We start from the raw sequence: 20,150 nt of genomic DNA on the forward strand, positions 1-20,150 counted from the left end.
GTGATACCCTAATTGAATTTGAATAGATTTTTGAAATAAGCTTTGTAAACATATATCCAAGGAATCACCAAAAGATCTATCGGGATTCCTATAGCAAATGGTTTTAAAAAACCTTTAAAAGTCTCTGGAAGACTACCCGATGACCATAATGGAATATATACTCCAAAAAAGAAAACCGATTTATAGAATAGTTGTAATAACAATAAGGGTAGCATTTTTAATGGATATTTTATACCTACTCCCATCAACATCGCATAAGACGCCCAAAAGCTATAAGTAACTCCATCATATGGACCCCATTGTTCACTCGGATATAGGATTTCGGACCAAGAACTATAACCTAGCGTCAAAAAAGTAAGTGTATAGAGACCTTTCATAAGATAAAGCCTCATCTTAGATATATCTACACAACCCTTTTTATCAATTGATGATTTGTCCTTTGCTTTACTTAAGTTCATTTTAGTAAGATGTTAATTGAATAGTAAAGCAACCCTATTTTACCTTATAGTCAAAAGAGTTTTGATGAGTGGAAGCAAGCTTTTGACAAACTACTAAACCAAGCTATTTTGACTAATGTATTGCTGATTAAATATGAAAAACAACCCGTTACACCTTAGAAGTTGTATTTGATCAAAAAAAAGCGGTATTTGATAAAATGATCGTATAAATTAATTCCTTTTTTATATCTTAAAACCATGCTACCTCTAGAAAAAATAAAGGCAAATTGGTTTTTTACTTATAAAATCTACCATTTCGTATTTTGGAGTTTTTACTTCTTTTCTTGGGGCGTCGTTGAACTAAGCTTGTCCGTAGCCTATAAAGCTATGTTTTTCTCACCGAGGTATATCATATTCCTATTTTATGTAGTAGTGCATACTTTGGCTACATATTTTAATCTTTATGTATTATTACCTAAATACCTTTACAAAGGAAAATTAACAACATATATTATATCTCTAGTAGTATGGATAGGAACCATAAGTTGCATTATGTTTGGCTGCTATTTTTTGAGTGCCTTTATCATTGGAGAACCTTTGGATTACTTTTGCGTTTTTAATGAAGAAAAAGGAGAGACTTATTTTCATACACTTACTTCAGAAATTTTACCCGCCACCTCTGGAACATTATTACTTGGATTATGTATAAAACTTGCTAAAAACTCATTGGTAAATCAACAAAAGCAGCAGTTATTAGAGCATGAAAAATTAACTACAGAACTTAAATTTCTAAAACATCAGTTCAACCCTCATTTTTTATTCAACACTATCAATTCTATATTTTTTTTAATTCATAAAGCGCCTAGTGAAGCTTCTACTGCTTTAGCCAAGTTTTCGGATTTACTTCGATATCAACTATATGAATGTAATGAACAGCTCATTCCATTTGATCAAGAAATCAGCTATTTAGAAAATTTTGTAGCCTTAGAAAAGTTAAGGAGAAATAAAAACCTAAAGATTGATCTTTCTGTACATCTAGCCAATAAAATCCCAATGCGAATCGCTCCCTTTATTCTAGTCACTTTTGTAGAAAATGCTTTTAAGCACGTGTCTAATTCTAAAGACATACTTAATTGGATTGAAATAAAAGCGCAATTAGCCAATGATAATTGCCTACATTTTTATGTTGGTAATAGTATTGAAAACAGAAATAACTTTGAAAAGACTTCAACTTACGGTGGAATTGGACTGGAAAATGTGACCAGAAGGTTAGATTTACTATATCCCAAAAAATATGATTTAAAAATTGATCATCAAAAAACACGATTTAGTATTAGCTTAAGAATTACCTTAGAAGAGTTGATTATGAACGATCAGGTGGTACAAAACAGAAATATGGTTTCATAAAAAAAACACTATGATAAAAACAGTTATTGTTGATGATGAACCATTAGCTAGAGAAGGACTCTCCAATTATGCAAAAGAAGTTGATTTTTTAACAATCATTGATACTTGCGAAAATCCGTTAGAATTGTCGGAAATATTGGATCAACAGACGATCGATTTGATATTCTTAGACATTCAGATGTCTAAAATGAGTGGTATAGATTTTTTGAAAATTACTAAAAACTTACCCATGGTAATTATCACCACAGCATACCCAAGTTATGCTATAGAAGGATTTCGTCTAAATGTTTTAGATTACCTATTAAAACCTATCACATTTGATCGGTTTGTACAAGCTGTACAAAAGGCTAAAGAACAATTTATTTTAAAGTCTAATAAAAAGAATACCGAAGATTCTTACTTCTTTGTAAAATGCGAACATAAATACGAAAAAATATATTGTAACGACATCCTTTATATACAAGGCCTACAGAATTATGTAGCCATTCATACTACCAAAGGAAAACATATAACATTGCTAAACCTAAAAGACATTGAAGAAAAATTAAATCCGCAACATTTTATTAGAGTTCACAAATCATATATTATAGCTATTACAAAAATTGATACTGTAATTAGCCATGAAATTCAAATTCGGAATACCTCTATTCCGTTAAGTAGAAATTACCGAGATCAAGTGTTAAAAACGGTTGTAGAGGAAAAATTATGGAAGAAATAGAAATCTAAACTTAGTACTCTTTAACTACCAAATTAAGTCTCGTTATCAGTGAGTCAATCAATTGTTCCTCTCTATATGGGTTGGGCAAAGTAAATCGATTACCAAATTTTGTGCGATGTAATCTTTCAAGATACAAGGAAAAACTACCAGATTCTAGGTTTCCTTTTCTGTATGCTTCGTATAAATAGGTGAAATTTCTTTCTTTGGATGTTATATCGCCGGTATGATGAATTACAATCCAAGGTGCTCTAGACGCTTTCTCTCCATGTTCGGCTATACTTGGGTGTCCGTATTTTTGTAGGTACAATTCTATCTTTTGAAAATTATTTCGATCATTATTCACCATTATTTGTTGTACCTCTTTTTTTTCAGCACTATCATATCCATATGTGAGTCTAGCATCATTCAATGCATTTCTAGTTTCTTGGTCGGTTTTATATATTTCCTCCAGAAATTCTTTTTGAAGATCAATAGTATTTAAGCTTTTCACTTTTTTTACAAAATCTTCTTCAGAAGAGACACCTCTTTCTTTACAACTACCAAAAGCTAAAATTAATATCAAGAAAGTTAATACTTTTTGCATAATATAATCTTTGATGTTTATCTAAAGTTTACTAATATAAACCGTAAAAGAAAAGCAATGTGTCATTGTAGTCACTACGGAAGGTAATAATTTTCGTCGAATTGATCATTGTAATAACTACTTAAAAACATAGCAAAACTATTAGCTCTTAAATCCCCATTCTTATATGCTTTATATAAATATTCGAAGTTTTTCTGTTTAGATTCTAGGTTACTACAATGATATAAGATGATATATGGAGTCTTAGCTGCTAGTTCTCCATGTATTTCGGCAGATGGATGTCCATACTTTTCTAAGTACAGTTCTATTTTTTGTAAATGAATCTTATCGGCTATGATTTTTTCCTCTAGTGCTTTTGATCTCTCTTTACTATTATAACCATAAACAGACTCGATATGTATTATATTATTTCTCGACTTTTGATTAGAAATACGTATTTCTTCCAAAAACACTCTTCTTTCATTATCTGATCGTAAGGAAGCAACTTCTTCAATAAAATCTTGATTGATTTCATCTTTTTTGCCGCACCCTACACATACTGTAAAGAGTGCTATTAAACAAAGTAATATTCTTATCATGAGGCAATTATTTAGGAATTAAAAAACTCCAAACCAATGTAAGTTTGGAGTTCTCTAGCGTTTAACAAAAAATAATTTTTATAAGGTGTCGTAGTATGCAACTAATCTAACCAAATCCACTTCTTCTTTAAATTTTAATCCTTCTTTACTGATATAGTCTTTTAACTCACTTTGCTTACCAGGGAATGATTTTACAATTTTCCTCTTATTCATTTTAATATGCACCAACTTTCCATCAATTTCCATATAGTACTTCTCAGTATCCATAAATTTAGCTGGTTCGTTTTTATGATATGATGTTTGCGCTACTTTTGGATGAACAAAAGTTTTTATAACCTCTTTATACACATTGATTTTTGCATTACATCTCAGCTTTATTAAATATCCTTTCTTAAGATCATTATTAGCATCTTGGTATTCTTTGTAATGATATTCTTTAGCACCAATTTTAGCATAAACTTTATCCGCTTTGATCATTGCATTTATGTTTTTGCTCTCTGGATGTTTCACTAGCTCAACTTCATTAGAGTACACATTGTACCTTACGAACATTCCAACTACTTTTTTCTCAAATCTTAAGTCTACCAGTTCTCCTTGTCTAAAAACTTTATCCTCATAAGGAGATCCTATTGCTCCTTCTAGATCAACATTTTCAATTTCTCCTGGTCTATCTCTTTCTTTATACTCTAGCGGTCTAAATAATAGGTCAATTGGTGTTAGTGTACTTCTATCAATACGATTTTGCGCTCCCACACTACAGGTTACTAAAGCTATTAAGGCTAATAAAACGGTTCTTCTCATCATATTTGTTTTTGATATTTCTAATTAAAAATAGCTAATAAAAAGCTCTTGTAATAGTCATTTAACTATTTGTGTACCATCCAGAACTTTTCCTTTACTATTAGTTAATGTCATTAATGATAAAATTGTTACCACAAAAAATACACCTTAAAACAAAAAAATCCCAAATCTCTTCTGATTTGGGATTTTTTTATGTTTGTATGACTGAAATTTATCCTTTCACACTTGCTTTTAAATATTCACGATTCATTCGTGCAATATTCTCTAAAGATATTCCTTTCGGACATTCGATTTCACAAGCACCCGTATTAGTACAGTTACCAAAACCTTCTTCATCCATTTGATTTACCATTGCCAAGACACGCTCAGTAGCCTCAACCTGTCCTTGTGGTAATAATGCATACTGAGAAACTTTTGCCGAAGTAAACAACATTGCAGAAGCATTTTTACAGGCTGCTACACAAGCACCACATCCAATACAAGTAGCTGCTGCAAACGCATCATCTGCATTTTCTTTATTAACCGGAATAGCATTAGCATCAATCGTATTTCCTGAAGTATTTACAGAGATATATCCACCCGCATGCTGAATTCTATCAAAAGCACTTCTATCTACCATAAGATCCTTTATCACTGGAAAAGCATTAGCTCTAAATGGCTCAATAAAGATCGTATCACCATCATTAAACTTTCTCATATGCAGTTGACAAGTCGTAATCAAACGATCTGGTCCGTGTGGTTCTCCATTAATCTGCAAAGAACAAGATCCACAAATACCTTCTCTACAATCGTGATCAAATACTACAGGCTCTTCTCCTTTATTGATTAACTCTTCATTTAACACGTCTAGCATTTCTAAAAAAGACATGTCTCCTTCAATACCTGAAATTGGATATTCTACTATCTTTCCTTTAGATTGAGCGTTTTTTTGACGCCATATTTTTAATGTAAGATTCATAGCTTTTTTATTATTTATAAGAACGTGTTTTTAATTCAATATTTTCAAATACAAGATCTTCCTTATGAAGTACAGCGTCTTTTGGTTCTCCTTTATATTCCCAAGCAGATACGTACTTAAAGTTTTTATCATCTCTTAATGCCTCTCCTTTTTGTTCACCGGACTGTTCTACAGATTCCTCTCTAAAATGTCCTCCACAAGATTCATTTCTATCCAAAGCATCTTTAGCAAATAATTCTCCTAGTTCTAAGAAATCAGCAACTCTACCTGCTTTTTCTAATTCCTGATTTAAACCATCTGCCGTACCTGGTACTTTTACATTTTTCCAGAAATCCGCTCTTAAGGCAGATATTTCCTCAATCGCTTCTTTTAGTCCACTTTCATTACGAGACATTCCACATTTGTTCCACATGATTTTACCTAACTTTTTGTGGTAATAATCTACAGAATGCTCTCCTGATCCAGACATTAATTTTTCAATTCTTTCCTTTACGTCTTTCTCCGCTTGATCAAATTCTGGTGTATTCGTTGGAATTTTACCAGTTCTAATATCATGAGAAAGATAGTCTCCTATTGTATACGGTAATACGAAATAACCATCTGCAAGACCTTGCATTAACGCAGATGCTCCTAGTCTATTTGCTCCGTGATCAGAAAAATTAGCTTCTCCAGCTGCATAACAACCAGGAACCGTAGTTTGCAGATTATAATCTACCCAAAGACCTCCCATTGTATAATGTACAGCTGGATAAATCATCATTGGAGTTTTATAAGGATTCTCATCAACGATTTTTTCATACATCTGGAATAAGTTACCGTACTTATTCTCGATAACCTTTTCTCCAAATTCCAAAATTTGTTGAGCAGTTGGATTATGAATTCCAGAAGTCAATGCTTTTTCTTTACCATATCTTTGTATTGCAGAGGCAAAATCAAGGTATACAGCTTCTCCAGTTTTATTTACTCCAAAACCAGCATCACATCTTTCCTTGGCAGCCCTAGAAGCAACATCACGAGGCACTAAATTACCAAAAGCAGGATATCTACGCTCTAAATAATAGTCTCTTTCATCTTCAGATAATTGTGTTGGTTTTAATTTACCTGCTCGTATCGCTTCTGCATCTTCTTTTCTCTTTGGAACCCAAATTCTTCCATCGTTACGAAGAGATTCTGACATCAATGTTAATTTAGATTGATGATCTCCTGAAACTGGAATACAAGTCGGGTGAATTTGAGTATAACAAGGATTTGCAAAGAAAGCACCTCTTCTATGTGCTCTCCAAGCAGCCATTACATTACTACCCATTGCATTTGTACTTAAAAAGAATACATTTCCATATCCTCCTGTGGCCAATACAACCGCATGTGCAGAATGACGTTCTATCTCTCCTGTTACAAGATTCCTTGCTATAATTCCTCTTGCTTTACCATCTATTTTAACAAGGTCAAGCATTTCATGACGATTAAATGCTTGTATTTTTCCTCTATTTATTTGGCGGTTCATCGCAGAATAAGCTCCTAATAAAAGTTGCTGTCCCGTTTGTCCTTTAGCATAAAATGTTCGAGAAACAAGTACTCCACCAAATGATCGGTTATCTAACAAACCTCCATATTCTCTGGCAAAAGGAACTCCTTGTGCCACACACTGATCTATGATATTCGCAGAAACTTCTGCTAATCTATATACATTTGCTTCTCGAGATCTATAATCACCTCCTTTTATGGTATCATAAAAAAGACGATAATTAGAATCTCCATCTCCTTGATAATTTTTTGCAGCATTGATACCACCTTGCGCTGCAATAGAGTGTGCGCGTCTTGGAGAATCCTGATAACAAAATGTCTTTACATTATATCCTAGTTCCGCTAAAGTTGCAGCGGCACTTCCTCCTGCTAGTCCAGTACCTACAACAATAACATCGATATTACGTTTATTGGCAGGATTTACCAGGTTGATTGTATTTTTATGTTTTGTCCACTTATCTGCCAGTGGACCTTCTGGTATTTTAGAGTCTAAAATTGACATAGTAGTGGTTTTTAATGATTATGATTAAAATGAAGTACTAAAGAAATGATGATAAAACCTAACGGAATTACAACAGCGAATACTTTAGCAAACTTAGTTGCTCCAACAGAAAACCTATTGTTAAATCCAACTGATTGGAATGAAGAAGCAAATCCATGCCACAAATGCAATGCTAAAAACACGAATGAAAGTACATATAATCCAGTCCTAACCGGACTTACGAATTTTTCTAGCAATTCATGATAATAGCGAGTAGGATCTTCTGGTGCAAATTCTACATATTTATGAACCATTTCAGGAATCCAAAAATCATAGAAATGTAACCCTAAGAAAGCTAAAATCACTAATCCCGAAAGGATCATATTTCTAGACATCCAAGAAGAATTAGCTCCACCACTATACTTTGCATATTTAACTGCTCTTGCATTTCTATTTTTTAGCTCAAGAACAAATCCCATTATAAAATGGAAAACTACTCCAAAAATTAATACTGGTTGCAAAGCAAACTGAACCACTGGATTTGTACCCATAAAATGAGACAACTCATTGAATGTGTCTGGGCTAAAAATAGAAGTAAAATTGATGGTAAAATGTTGTAATAAGAAAAATACTAAGAAAAGTCCCGAAAGTGCCATCGCAACCTTTCTAGCTATTGAAGATTTTATCAATCCACTCATTATAAAGAATGTTTAAAATTTTTGATTAGCAAAAATAAGGCTCAAACATCTTTTTAACAACATTTTGATACAGGAATGCAGTATTTATAATGAATTTAAAATAGATTCGAAATTTTGTTCAGTATTCATTACGAAATCGTTTGAAATATAGTCGTAACTTTAAACAAATAATAATCAAGTCTTAATCAAAAAGTATATTTTAACACAATTAGAACTACGAATTAGATTAGATATATCTCTAGAATATTGTTAAAGTTAGATTCGAAACCAGAGGTAAGAAAAGAAATTAATCCTCTGCAAATTGCACTCTTGATGTTAGCTATCTAAATTTTTCATTTTTTTATACCTTCACCTTTTGATTTGCAGATGAAAAACATACCTACTAAACTCCCTAATGTTACTACTACCATTTTTACTATTATGAGTAAAATGGCAAATGAGTATAAAGCCATTAATCTATCACAAGGTTTTCCGAATTTTGAAGCAGACCATAAACTTACCAACCTGGTTACTAAAGCTATGCAAAAAGGATATAACCAATACGCTCCGATGCCTGGTCTATTATCCTTAAGAGATATTATTGCAGAAAAGACTAATGGTTTATACGGCAGCACTTACCATCCAGAAACAGAAGTAACCGTTACCTCTGGTGCAACTCAGGCAATATTTACGATCATTGCTGCTTTTATAAAACCTGAAGATGAAGTCATTGTTTTTAAACCTGCATATGATTCTTACGAACCGTCCATAGAATTATTTGGAGGAGTGGTAGTGCCAATTCAATTATCAGCTCCAAATTTTAGCATTAATTGGAAAGAAGTAGCTTCTAAAATTACTTCTAGAACAAAGATGGTTATTATAAACACACCTCATAATCCGTCGGGAACCATTTTGTCTAAAAAAGATATGCTCCAATTAGAAGGACTTCTAAAAGGAACTGATATCATTCTATTAAGTGATGAAGTCTATGAGCATATCATTTTTGATCACAAAGAGCATCAGAGTGCCGCAAGATTTTCAGATTTAAGAATGCGTTCTTTTATAACCGCATCATTTGGAAAAACATTTCATACAACTGGCTGGAAAATGGGATACTGTTTAGCTCCAAAAGATCTTATGTCAGCATTTAGAAAAGTTCATCAATTCAATGTCTTTTGTAGTAATCATCCAATGCAATATGCTTTGGCAGAATATCTTAAAACACCAAGAAACTACCTAGAATTGCCTAGTTTTTACCAAAGTAAAAGAGATTTGTTTTTATCTCTCATCGAAGAATCAAAATTTACATTTACGCCAGCTTCTGGGACTTATTTTCAATTGTTAAATTATAGTTCGATTACAAACGAAAGAGATGTTATCTTTTCTGAAAGATTAACTAAAGACTATAAAATTGCCTCCATTCCTGTGTCTGTTTTTAATCTTAACCACCAAGATGACAAAGTATTACGTTTTTGTTTTGCCAAAACAGACGATACATTAAAACTTGCTGCTGAAATATTATGCAAGATCTAACTAAATCAAAACTTCAAAACAAAAACCAATTGACAGTAACATTATAGTAGCTAATGATACTAACGTATAGTTTAAAATTATTTTTGAACATAAATTTATCATAACCAATTACTAAAAAGACTTTATGAAAATTAGATTTACACTACTTATCCTTGCAATGTTAGCTACCTTATCTTGTTCCTCAGATGACGATGCGGAGGAGAACTCTAGTTATGCAATGACAGCAAAAGTTAATGGAGAAGATTTCCTAGCTAATAATCCTTTCGGAAATAATGAACCATCGAGTACAACAATTTTTAACTACTTTCCAGAAGAAGACTTTGTATTACTAATTGGTCGACAAGGAGGCCTTGTTGGTGCTAGAGAAATCAAAATCTGGTTAAAAAAGAGTGATATCGTAGTTGGTACTTATGAAACGGGGCAGGAAATTTTCGACACCACTCCTTCTCATTTTATTGACTTCTTAGACCTTACAAACGAAATAGATGAATCCACAAGAAATGGTACCATTGAGATAACAGAGGTAAATACCTCAACGAAGATTGTAACCGGAACTTTCTCATTTACCACAGCAGATGGAACTTCTGACCCTTCATCACCCATTGATTTCAATATCACTGAAGGAACATTTAGTTATATGTACGAATAAGAACTCTTATTGTTCAACTATAAAAAAGATTAAAAAGTCAGTAATTCAACTGGCTTTTTTATTTAAAAATCGAATTTCAGTTGTATTACTTCAAACTCCTTTAGTTCCTTTTCTTTCTTTTTCTGACCGCTAGATGTATTCAGGTTTGATAATGAAATTCCTAATAGTCTTACAGAATCTCTCATTTTTTCTTGATACAACAATTCTTTAGCTGTTTCTAATAATATTGCTGCATCACTTACATAATAGGGTAATGTCTTGCTTCTTGTTTGTAAAATAAAATCGCTATACTTAATTTTTAAAGTAACTGTTCTACCTGCTACCTTACTTCTTTGTAACCTTTTTTGAAGTTCTTCTGCGATATTTTCTAGCCTTTCTAGCATATATATTTCAGAAGAAATGTTCTCACTAAAAGTTCTCTCCGCAGCAAGTGATTTTCTTTCTCTATTAGGTTTTACTTCACTTAAATGAATTCCCCTAACAATACGATAATAATGTCCTCCAGATTTTCCAAAATGTTCCACCAAAAATTCCTCAGACTTAGCCTTTAAGTCTTTACCCGTATAAATTCCCATTTGATACATCTTAGCCTGAGTTACCTTACCTACTCCATAAAACTTTTTTACGTCCAAGTTTTCTAAAAATTCTAAAACTTCTTCTGGATTTACAGTTTTTTGCCCATTGGGTTTGTTATAATCACTAGCTACCTTAGCAATAAATTTATTGATTGAGATTCCAGCAGATGCTGTTAGACCAACTTCATCAAAAATTCGTTGTCTTATTTCTTGGGCTATTAATGAAGCACTGGGATTACCCTTTTTATTTGTAGTTACATCCAAATAAGCTTCATCCAAAGATAGTGGCTCTACTAAATCAGTATACTCAAAGAAGATCTTTCGAATTTGTTTCGAAATTTCTTGATACCTATCAAATCTTGGTCTCACAAACAATAAATCCGGACACAATTTTTTTGCCGTAAACCCAGGCATTGCAGATCGAACACCAAATTTTCGTGCTTCATAACTAGCAGCACTAACTACGCCTCTTTTACCTCCGCCACCAACAGCTAATGGTTTACCTTTTAATTCAGGATTATCCATCTGTTCTACAGAAGCATAAAAAGCATCCATATCCACGTGTATGATCTTTCTATCGCTATTCAATTTCATCACAATACAAAAATAATAGAAACCGCTTTTATCGATGTACTTTTTAGACATATGGAATGATCTATTTATAAAAATATTGTAAAATTAATAGTTGTAACGCAATGGTTTCTATCTTTACGATTTAGATTTATCAAATAAAAATCCTATCTTGCCTTATTAAGACCCTATCAAATTGAACTAATTAATAAAGAATACTGATGAAAAATTACGCCCTGCTATTTCTATTCGCTTTAATTTGCTGTAAATCAGAAAGCAAATCTCCAAACGATACTACTGTTAGTAATAATATTACGAATTCTGAAAATGTAAGTGATGTTACTACTACAGACAACTCAAATCCAAGAACGTATTCTATACAAGGAACTAGTTCCGCAAAAAAAGGAGAGAATTCCAAAAAAAATGGAGGTAATTTTAGTCAAAATCTTTCCATTCAATGGATTTCAGATACTTCGATACAATATACATTAACCTACAGTAATGGTTCTTGTAATAAAACTGTTGGAGGTAGAGCCACAATCGTAAAAGCCAAGAACGAGCCATTCGCAATAAGTCATAATGGAAAATCCGTAGAAGTAGATAAATACAAGGATACGAAACAAGGTTTTGATATTATTTTACAGATTGACGCTCAAAGTAAGGATAAGGCTTCGGTTAATCTTGTGTTTACAGAGGATGATGGAAATGAAAATTGTACTCCAGAAAGTGCAGTAATGTTAGAGCAGAAATAACACTATTTGGAGTATATCCTACAGAAGATTATCATAATATTTCTTAATTCTTTTTAAAAAAGCACGTTTTCATGCGCATTGTGCTATGTAAACAATCACGAGTATTCATAGTGCTTTAAAGTTATATGATAGTATGCTCATTATATTTACAAAAAATCAATAATAAATGGGCAAAACAGCAATTATACTTGGTGCTACTGGCTTGACAGGAACGATGCTCCTTAATCAATTACTTACGGATACTCGTTATGAAAGGATAAAATTATTTTCAAGAAAATCTATTGGTATATCACATCCTAAAATTGAGGAACACTTAGTCAACATGCTACAATTAGCATCCTGCAACAATGATTTTCATGGAGACGAAGTATTTTGTTGTATTGGAACCACTAATGCCAAAACTCCTGATAAAAGATTATACCGTTCTATAGACTATGGTATTCCTGTGACAGCAGCCGAACTATGTGAACAAAACCAGATAAAGACATTTATTGTGATTTCTGCTTTAGGAGCAGATCCTAAAAGCAAAATATTCTACAATCGCACTAAAGGTGAAATGGAAGAAAAAGTATTAGATTTTAAAATACCCAAAGTTCATATTTTACAGCCTTCATTAATTGGTGGCAAAAGAAAAGAAAAGAGAAGTGGAGAATCTTTTTTCAAACTTTTAATGAAATTGATCAATCCCTTGTTAATCGGTTCACTTAAAAAGTATCGATCCATACATCCAAAAACAATTGTTTCTTCTATGATTTGGCTCGCAAATAATTTTTCTGAAAAACAAAGAATACTTTCTGATGAAATTGAAGAGATTTATGCTAATCATATGCATTAATTGGTTCGTATACCGTATCCGTATCTTTCTTAACCCCTGATTTTACTAATTATTTAGTGAAGCCTCTACATTTGTCAATAAAATTATAAATCTTTAAAATTTGACAAATGACAACGCCATTTAAAAATCATATTTTGTTTTTGATAACATTTTTATTGACAACCAGTCTCTTTGCACAATCAGATATTAAATCTTTCTCTTTTAAAAAAGGAGAAATTCTAGATATTCTATTATTAACTACTAAACCGGATACCAAACAAAATTTCGAAAGGTATAAGAAAACGATTTTTCCAGTTGGGATAAAAAAAACATTTCAACCATTACCAGGTTTTAAGATCAGCAAAACAATTCAAGGAAATATTCAACCTACTAGTTTTATTTTGGGTAAGTGGAAAGATCTCAAAAACAGGGAAGAGTTTCTTTCAGAAATTGAAGAAATAGTGCCAGATTTTCATCAACAACGAAGAGATTTATGGTCTGTATTTAACTTAACCTACTATGAAATGCCAAATGACATCTCTTTTAAAATTGATAAAAATAAATATACCGTAGCAACTTCATATTGGAAGAAAGATGATACACCATTTGAAAAATTTATAGCTCTTTGGCAACAAAAAACAAAATCCAAAGGAGGAACAAAAATCTTGGAACTTACTAATGGAAAATCACCATTAGGTTATTATCACAATCCTGATTTACTTGTCATTACCCAATGGAATTCTAAAGAAGAGTTCGATGCTTTTTATAAAGAAAATCTAAAAATGGATCACAATGGTGTGTTGCATGTAAATCAATTTGTTTTAAACTAGTATATTAAAGCCGAAAAGATCAAGCTTCTATGCAATCATTCCTGAATCAACTTGTTTATTTTGGGTATTTTCAAAGCCTATTTTTGCTTTTTATTTATGTATTTTCTCCAAAAAAGAGAAAGACAATTAATAAATATATAGCATTCCTAGTACTTGTCCTTTCCATTGGACTTACGGGTCGGGTTTTATACATATCAGGGTTCTTTGGTGATAATTATCGATGGGTTACTTTTTCTGAGTTTTCTACTTTGTTATTCGGAGCTACTATTTATCTATTTACGAGGTCCAGCTTATTGAACAAACCTTTTTCAAAGAAAGAATTACTGCATTACCTACCAGCTGTAATATACAATCTTGGGGTAACTATAGCTTTTATTATTCCCTCTGATGATATCTTAAAAATTAGAATTCAAAGTGGACTTCAATTTAGAATCACACTGATTTTTATTGCAATAGGATTGGCTTTTAATATTACTTATTGGATCAAAAGTCTAATGATATTCCTAAAATTTAAAAAAGATATTCAGAATGAGATAAGCTATTATATCAAATCTCAATTTTTTCTAAATTTTCTAATTGCTATTGGTATATGTTTACTTTGCTGGTTTCTAATGTTTCTTAATTGGCTATTGGATTATGAATTATTCAATCGAGTAAGTTGGCAAGTAATCTGGATCAGTATTGCCCTAATTATTTTATTTATCACTTTTTACGGGATGAAAGAACCTGATTTATTTAAGGTTTCGAATATCATAAAACCCAAAAAATACGTGCAATCCAAATTATCACATAACCAATTAGATGATTTAAAATCGCAATTAGATCATTTAATGATTGAGAAAAAACCGTATCTAAACAGGAAACTACTTAAATCAGAATTAGCGGAAATGTTAGGTGTAAGCAACCCAGAAATAGCTCGTTTACTTAATGAGCGTATCGGAATGAATTTTTTCGAATACGTAAATTATTATCGCATAAAAGAATTTATCGATTTAGCAAAGACGGATCAAGCGAAAAATATGACCTTTTTTGGTTTAGCTCAAGAAGCAGGCTTTAACTCAAAAACCACCTTCAACAAATCTTTTAAAGATCTAATGGGTACAACTCCCAAAGAATACTTCTCAAATCTCTAATATTATTAAATTAAAAATTATGTTCAAAATATTTTTCATCAGTGTATTACTCACTGTAACTACTACTAATGCCCAACTTTCAATTCCGGCATTAAGTCCATTATCAAAAACAACTCAAACTGTTGGCTTAGCGGATATAGAGATTCAATATTCCAGACCTAGTAAAAGAGATAGAGTTATTTTTGGAGAAAATGGAATTATCCCCTTCGGAGAGTTATGGAGAACTGGCGCAAACGCCACCACAAAAGTTACTTTTAGTGAAGATCTAACAATTCAGAACACCGAAGTGAAAAAAGGATCTTATGCAATTTTAACCAAACCTAACTCTGAATATTGGGATGTAAATTTATACACCTATCAATCTGGAAACTGGAACACATATGTAGAAAAAGAACCTACTGCTAGTTTTCAGGTAAGATCAGAGAAACTAAAAGACTCACAGGAAACTTTACTAATATACTTTGATGAAATCACACTAAACAGTACCGATCTAGTAATAGCTTGGGATCAAAGTAAAATTGCCATACCTATAAAACTAAATACGCACACTAAAGCGATGGCTAATATAGAAAAGACATTAGCTGGACCATCTAATTTTGATTATTTTCAAGCAGCACTCTATTTACATGAAACAGGAAAAGATCTGGACAAAGCACTAGTTTATATTCAAAAAGCAACTAAGTCCGAAAAGCCACTGTTTTTCCAAGTATATAGAGAAGCACTTATTCTCGCAGATCTCAACCGAAAAACCGAAGCCGTCAATGCTGCAAAAAAGTCTTTAGAATTATCTAAGAAAGCAAAGAACAAAGATTTTATCAGGCTAAATGAAAAATTTATTGACAAATGGTCTAGATAAATAATATCTTTCAAGCAATCTAAATATCCATATTTGAAGATTAAAAATTGTTTTTTTGATCTTCAAATATGGATATAAGCATCTAAAAAAAAGGTGCTAGGAGATTGTAGTTATTATAACCTTTGCATAATAAATATTACAATGATTGAAATAGAACGTAAATTTTTGGTAAAATCAAATGCATATAAGCAGGAGGCAAATAGGAGCACACATATTGTTCAAGGATTTTTAAATACAGATCCTGATAGAACTGTTAGAATAAGGATCAAAGACGAACAAGCTTTTATTACTATTAAGGGTAAGAGTAATGAAACCGGTACTTCTCGTTATGAATGGGAAAAAAACATACCTGTAGAAGATGCCAAAAATTTAATTAAAATTTGTGAACAAGGAGTCATCAAAAAAATTAGGTATGAAATACCATCTGGAGATCATGTATTTGAAGTGGATGAATTTTTTGATGAAAACCAAGGATTAATCATTGCAGAAATAGAATTACAAGACGAAAATGAAGCTTTTGATAAACCAAATTGGTTAGGAGATGAAGTAACAGGTGATCCCAAATATTATAATTCTCAATTAAGCAAGCTTCCATTCCGAAATTGGTAAAAAAATCTTCAAAATCTGAGGATTTTTCAATTAACAAATCTGTAACATTTTGGTTTGTAATTATAGGTGAATATTCCCCGTCTAAGGAGGCTTATTAACCTTTTTAAAAAATTATCATGTTACACAAATCTAAGAAGTCCTTTTTAGGGGCTATGGTATTACTATGTTTTTCTGATCCTTTAGTAGCTCAAACAGAAGTAAGTGGTTTTTATCCACAAAAGAATGAACTTACAATAGCTCCGAGTTATTCTTTCAAACAATATGACAGGTTTTATAGAGGCACTGAGCTTACAGAAGGTAACCCTGCTGGTTTAGGTTCGATATCTTCCTATATAGTGAATCTTTATGGTGAATACGGAATCACAAATTGGTTATCTGCGTCCCTTAATATACCTTACATATTTATAGAAAGTGAAACGGGAGAACCAGATCCGGTACAAGGAACATCAAGCGTAGAAGGTATTCAGGACCTAAGTGTATTTCTAAAAGGAAGAATCTTAGAAAGGAACATCAACTCCTTAGGAAAACTTGGTATCGGTGCAGCTGTGGGAGCCAGTATTCCTATTGGTAATTATGAAGCTGAAGGTGTTCTATCATTGGGAAACAATGCGAATGCTTTTAATGCAAATGTTATGGCTCAGCTAACAACAAAAGTTAATTTTTTCACAGAAGTACAGTATGGATACAGTTTAAAGGACAACAGTGATTTTGATGTTCCTAATGCGCAAGTATACGGTATAAAGCTGGGGTATTTTAACAACTATTTTTATACACATGTACAATTAGCAGTACAAGATTCGATGGACGGACTTGATATTGGAACACCAGAATTTGCCGAAGCTGGAGGACCAAGAGCACTTCCACAAACCGAAGTTGATTATACGAATATTAATGTAAACTTATACATCCCAGTATATAAGAATGAGATTGGCGTTTCTACTGCCTATAATCAAAATATAGATGGTCGTAATTTTAACAAAGAAACTTCATTTTCTTTTGGCTTAGTCTATAAACCTCTTTAAAATCTTAAGACTATATCCTGATAAGCGAATTATTGGGATATAGTTTTACTCTTTAATTTCGATTCTCTTCTTTAACTCATTCCCTTTTTCATCAATTACCGTAATAATACGTTTTCCTGGAGATGGTTTTACCGGCATTTCATGAAACTGTTTCGTAACTCCTATAAAATTATCATCTATATACCAAAACACTCTTGTTTCTGGAATAGTATGAGCTATTTTTAATATCACATCATTAGTTTTTCCATCAAACCCTTTAGGTAGGTATACACTGCTATTCCCTTTCGGGAAAATAAAATCCATATTACCCGTCAGTTCCTTTACACAATCTGATCTATAGGGAGGTAAATTTTTATAACTAGCGTGTTTTCCCTTAAAATAATATGCTTGTAAAGGCGGCAATACAAACCATGGTTCATGAATCATTGTATCTACTGATTCACAAGAAGAATTCACACGAAATTCTCGCGAAGGATCTAAATGAATTAACTTATGATACGGACAAGGTTTTGTTTTAATTCCTGCCGTAGGAATCAACATTTTTTTAGAAGCACACTCTTCTGAAGCTAAAAAACCGCTCAGTGTGCATACCTCAGCTTCTACCAAATCATCATAAGGCGCCGGAAACCAATTAGAATTTGGTAATAAATTGACTACATCAAATAGCAATGGTGCTGCAGAATTTAATCCAGTTAGTTCAGGTCTTCCTTCGCCATCTGCATTTCCTATCCATACTCCTACTACATAATCTCTACTTGCCCCAATCGCCCAAGCATCTCTATTGCCGAAACTAGTTCCTGTTTTCCAAGCTATTTCTCGGGCAGAATCATAAAATTCCCATGCTTCATCACCCTCTGGACGATTTACCTTTTTCATTGCTTCAAAAGTTAACCATATACTTCCAGAACCATACATAGGCTTTTCTTGTTCGAGTTTACCAAAATCAACATTTTGATTGGCCAAAACAATTGGTTCTGCGAACTCATTACTATAATATTCGCTAGAGGATTCTTCATAATGATTAAGTGTGCCAGCGAGACCAGCATACGTTTTACACAAATCCCAAAGGTTCCCTTCTGCTCCACCTACAATGAGTGATAATCCATAGTGATCCGCAGTATATTTAAGATCCTTAATTTTAAATATATTTAATTCATCTCTAAATCGTTGCAATCCATATTGTTGTAACAATCTTACTGCTGGTATATTCAACGATCTTGCAAGCGCCTTGTTGGCAGGTACAGCGCCGTTAAAACTTTCATCATAATTCATAGGAGTATAACCTGCAATCACAGTTGGTATATCAGAAACCAACTGCTCTGGGAGTAACTCTCCTTTATCCATCATTGCTGCATATAAAAGAGGTTTTAAAGTACTTCCCGTACTTCGAGCAGCTTCTATAATATCCACATCTTTTTGGTGCGCTTTGTCTGTTGGAGCGTTTCCCACATAACTTAGTACTTCTCTGGTACGTACATCCAAAACCAATACCGCTAGATTATGCACTTCATTTTGCTTCAATATGCCATGATGGCGCTCAGCTAACTTATTTACTTGTTGTTGTAAAGATCGATTAATTGTTGTTTGCATACGTTCACCTTTATTATCGCGAGCCAATCGATCCAATAAATGTGATGCATCTTGCGGTAATGTATATGGTTTTTTAGGTAATGATTCACTTACCGACAATTGGTAGGTAATAGAATCTATTTTCTCTTGTTCCAATAATGTTTTTAGTAATCTATTTCTCTTTTTTAATAATTGGATTTGATTTTTACCAGGATAAATTAAAGACGGTGCATTGGGCAATACCGCTAAGGTAGCACTTTCTGACCAAGATAATTGATGTGCTGGCAATCCAAAGTATCTCCATGAAGCCATATCGATTCCGACTACATTGCCCCCAAACGGTGCGTAAGAAGCATATAATTTTAAAATATCCTCCTTAGATTTTCCTAATTCTAATCGTGTGGCCAAAATGAGCTCGATCACCTTTTCATAGTACGTTCTTTTCTGTCCTTTTCGAGAAAGCCGTATTACTTGTTGTGTAATAGTACTACCACCTCTTACAACCTTACCTGCTTCCAAATTTTCACCAATTGCTTCAAACATAGCAACAGGATTAAATCCTAAATGTCTATAAAATTGTTGATCTTCAAATGCAATAATACACTCCTTAAATTTGTGTGGTACACTGTCTGTTTCTGGAAAACGCCATTGTCCATCCTTTGCTATTTTGGCACCAAGTAATTCCCCAGTTTTCGTTTCGATTACCGTAGCAGTAGGATCATTAAATAATGGAGATGGCAAAGAAAAATAGTACCAAATAGATGCAATTCCAATTAAAATGAATTTTATTGGATGTTTCTTCACAAAATTTAAAGCTCTTCTGAACACAATAATGATTTCCCTTCAATATTAATTAATTCAATATCTGTGAAATTTATGTAAATGTATTTAGATAACTTATGAAACTTGATAAAAATTAATTTGAAAACTAAATTTAAGATCAAAACAGTACACTCACCTTTCCCTATTTGTTAAGAGGAAAATTCCCCAAATATTTTATTTCACTGGAGTTTATTCCTGAGTTTTCTTAAAAAAATCATAAATAAACCCTTTAATTTTATTAAATTATGACAG

General features: G+C 32.5%; 20 protein-coding genes. 11 read left to right on the forward strand and 9 right to left on the reverse strand.

The genetic code is table 11. The features are described from left to right. Positions 1-8: 8 nt before the first annotated feature. Complete coding sequence (locus Q1A73_RS08990) at positions 9-458, reverse strand: hypothetical protein (protein WP_299604384.1); 450 nt, start codon at positions 456-458, stop codon at positions 9-11. 237 nt (positions 459-695) lie between these two features. Between Q1A73_RS08990 and Q1A73_RS08995 the strand changes: the two genes are divergently transcribed. Further along, complete coding sequence (locus Q1A73_RS08995; RefSeq protein ID WP_299604387.1) at positions 696-1,844, forward strand: sensor histidine kinase; 1,149 nt, start codon at positions 696-698, stop codon at positions 1,842-1,844. A gap of 10 nt (positions 1,845-1,854) precedes the next feature. Continuing rightward, positions 1,855-2,562, forward strand: coding sequence for a LytTR family DNA-binding domain-containing protein (locus tag Q1A73_RS09000; protein WP_299604389.1), 708 nt, complete (start codon positions 1,855-1,857; stop codon positions 2,560-2,562). A gap of 10 nt (positions 2,563-2,572) precedes the next feature. On the opposite strand, the gene Q1A73_RS09005 is transcribed toward Q1A73_RS09000, so the two are convergent. From Q1A73_RS09005 to Q1A73_RS09030, 6 genes are all read right to left on the reverse strand, one after another. Further along, positions 2,573-3,145, reverse strand: a complete 573-nt coding sequence (locus Q1A73_RS09005; protein WP_299604391.1) for a hypothetical protein — start codon at positions 3,143-3,145, stop codon at positions 2,573-2,575. 74 nt (positions 3,146-3,219) lie between these two features. Further along, positions 3,220-3,723 (reverse strand): hypothetical protein, encoded by a 504-nt coding sequence (locus tag Q1A73_RS09010; RefSeq protein WP_299604393.1) that lies wholly within the window; start codon positions 3,721-3,723, stop codon positions 3,220-3,222. 78 nt (positions 3,724-3,801) lie between these two features. Continuing rightward, entirely contained in the window at positions 3,802-4,524 is a 723-nt protein-coding gene (locus Q1A73_RS09015; RefSeq protein WP_299604395.1) for a hypothetical protein, read from the reverse strand. 211 nt (positions 4,525-4,735) lie between these two features. Beyond that, the gene (locus Q1A73_RS09020) at positions 4,736-5,482 is read right to left on the reverse strand and encodes a succinate dehydrogenase/fumarate reductase iron-sulfur subunit (RefSeq protein ID WP_299604397.1); all 747 of its coding nucleotides are present in this window, start codon (positions 5,480-5,482) and stop codon (positions 4,736-4,738) included. 10 nt (positions 5,483-5,492) lie between these two features. Continuing rightward, positions 5,493-7,508, reverse strand: a complete 2,016-nt coding sequence (locus tag Q1A73_RS09025) for a fumarate reductase/succinate dehydrogenase flavoprotein subunit (protein WP_299604400.1) — start codon at positions 7,506-7,508, stop codon at positions 5,493-5,495. An 11-nt stretch (positions 7,509-7,519) separates the two neighbouring features. Beyond that, positions 7,520-8,185, reverse strand: a complete 666-nt coding sequence (locus Q1A73_RS09030; protein ID WP_299604403.1) for a succinate dehydrogenase cytochrome b subunit — start codon at positions 8,183-8,185, stop codon at positions 7,520-7,522. A gap of 366 nt (positions 8,186-8,551) precedes the next feature. On the opposite strand from Q1A73_RS09030, the gene Q1A73_RS09035 reads away from it, so the two are divergent. Both Q1A73_RS09035 and Q1A73_RS09040 read left to right on the forward strand, forming a co-directional pair. Further along, positions 8,552-9,697, forward strand: coding sequence for a methionine aminotransferase (locus tag Q1A73_RS09035; RefSeq protein WP_299604405.1), 1,146 nt, complete (start codon positions 8,552-8,554; stop codon positions 9,695-9,697). 124 nt (positions 9,698-9,821) lie between these two features. Continuing rightward, positions 9,822-10,346: a DUF6252 family protein gene (locus tag Q1A73_RS09040; RefSeq protein ID WP_299604407.1), complete on the forward strand. Its 525-nt coding sequence runs from the start codon at positions 9,822-9,824 to the stop codon at positions 10,344-10,346. Between the two features lie 62 nt (positions 10,347-10,408). Here Q1A73_RS09040 and dinB read toward each other — a convergent pair whose 3' ends face one another. Next, positions 10,409-11,515 (reverse strand): DNA polymerase IV, encoded by a 1,107-nt coding sequence (dinB, locus tag Q1A73_RS09045; protein WP_299604675.1) that lies wholly within the window; start codon positions 11,513-11,515, stop codon positions 10,409-10,411. 197 nt (positions 11,516-11,712) lie between these two features. Between dinB and Q1A73_RS09050 the strand changes: the two genes are divergently transcribed. The 7 genes from Q1A73_RS09050 (at position 11,713) to Q1A73_RS09080 (ending at position 17,507) form a co-directional block, all read left to right on the forward strand. Continuing rightward, positions 11,713-12,243, forward strand: coding sequence for a hypothetical protein (locus Q1A73_RS09050; protein ID WP_299604410.1), 531 nt, complete (start codon positions 11,713-11,715; stop codon positions 12,241-12,243). A gap of 166 nt (positions 12,244-12,409) precedes the next feature. After that, positions 12,410-13,078: an NAD(P)H-binding protein gene (locus Q1A73_RS09055; protein ID WP_299604412.1), complete on the forward strand. Its 669-nt coding sequence runs from the start codon at positions 12,410-12,412 to the stop codon at positions 13,076-13,078. A 107-nt stretch (positions 13,079-13,185) separates the two neighbouring features. After that, positions 13,186-13,887 (forward strand): hypothetical protein, encoded by a 702-nt coding sequence (locus Q1A73_RS09060; RefSeq protein ID WP_299604414.1) that lies wholly within the window; start codon positions 13,186-13,188, stop codon positions 13,885-13,887. 29 nt (positions 13,888-13,916) lie between these two features. After that, on the forward strand, positions 13,917-15,020 hold the full coding sequence (locus Q1A73_RS09065) for a helix-turn-helix domain-containing protein (RefSeq protein WP_299604416.1): 1,104 nt from the start codon (positions 13,917-13,919) through the stop codon (positions 15,018-15,020). A 19-nt stretch (positions 15,021-15,039) separates the two neighbouring features. After that, complete coding sequence (locus Q1A73_RS09070; RefSeq protein WP_299604419.1) at positions 15,040-15,876, forward strand: DUF2911 domain-containing protein; 837 nt, start codon at positions 15,040-15,042, stop codon at positions 15,874-15,876. Between the two features lie 141 nt (positions 15,877-16,017). Next, the gene (locus Q1A73_RS09075; protein WP_299604421.1) at positions 16,018-16,485 is read left to right on the forward strand and encodes a CYTH domain-containing protein; all 468 of its coding nucleotides are present in this window, start codon (positions 16,018-16,020) and stop codon (positions 16,483-16,485) included. A gap of 116 nt (positions 16,486-16,601) precedes the next feature. Then, positions 16,602-17,507 (forward strand): transporter, encoded by a 906-nt coding sequence (locus tag Q1A73_RS09080; RefSeq protein ID WP_299604423.1) that lies wholly within the window; start codon positions 16,602-16,604, stop codon positions 17,505-17,507. 45 nt (positions 17,508-17,552) lie between these two features. On the opposite strand, the gene pbpC is transcribed toward Q1A73_RS09080, so the two are convergent. Beyond that, positions 17,553-19,880, reverse strand: coding sequence for a penicillin-binding protein 1C (pbpC, locus tag Q1A73_RS09085; protein WP_299604425.1), 2,328 nt, complete (start codon positions 19,878-19,880; stop codon positions 17,553-17,555). Positions 19,881-20,150: the final 270 nt, after the last annotated feature.

Source organism: uncultured Aquimarina sp. (assembly GCF_947492115.1).
GTDB lineage: Bacteria > Bacteroidota > Bacteroidia > Flavobacteriales > Flavobacteriaceae > Aquimarina.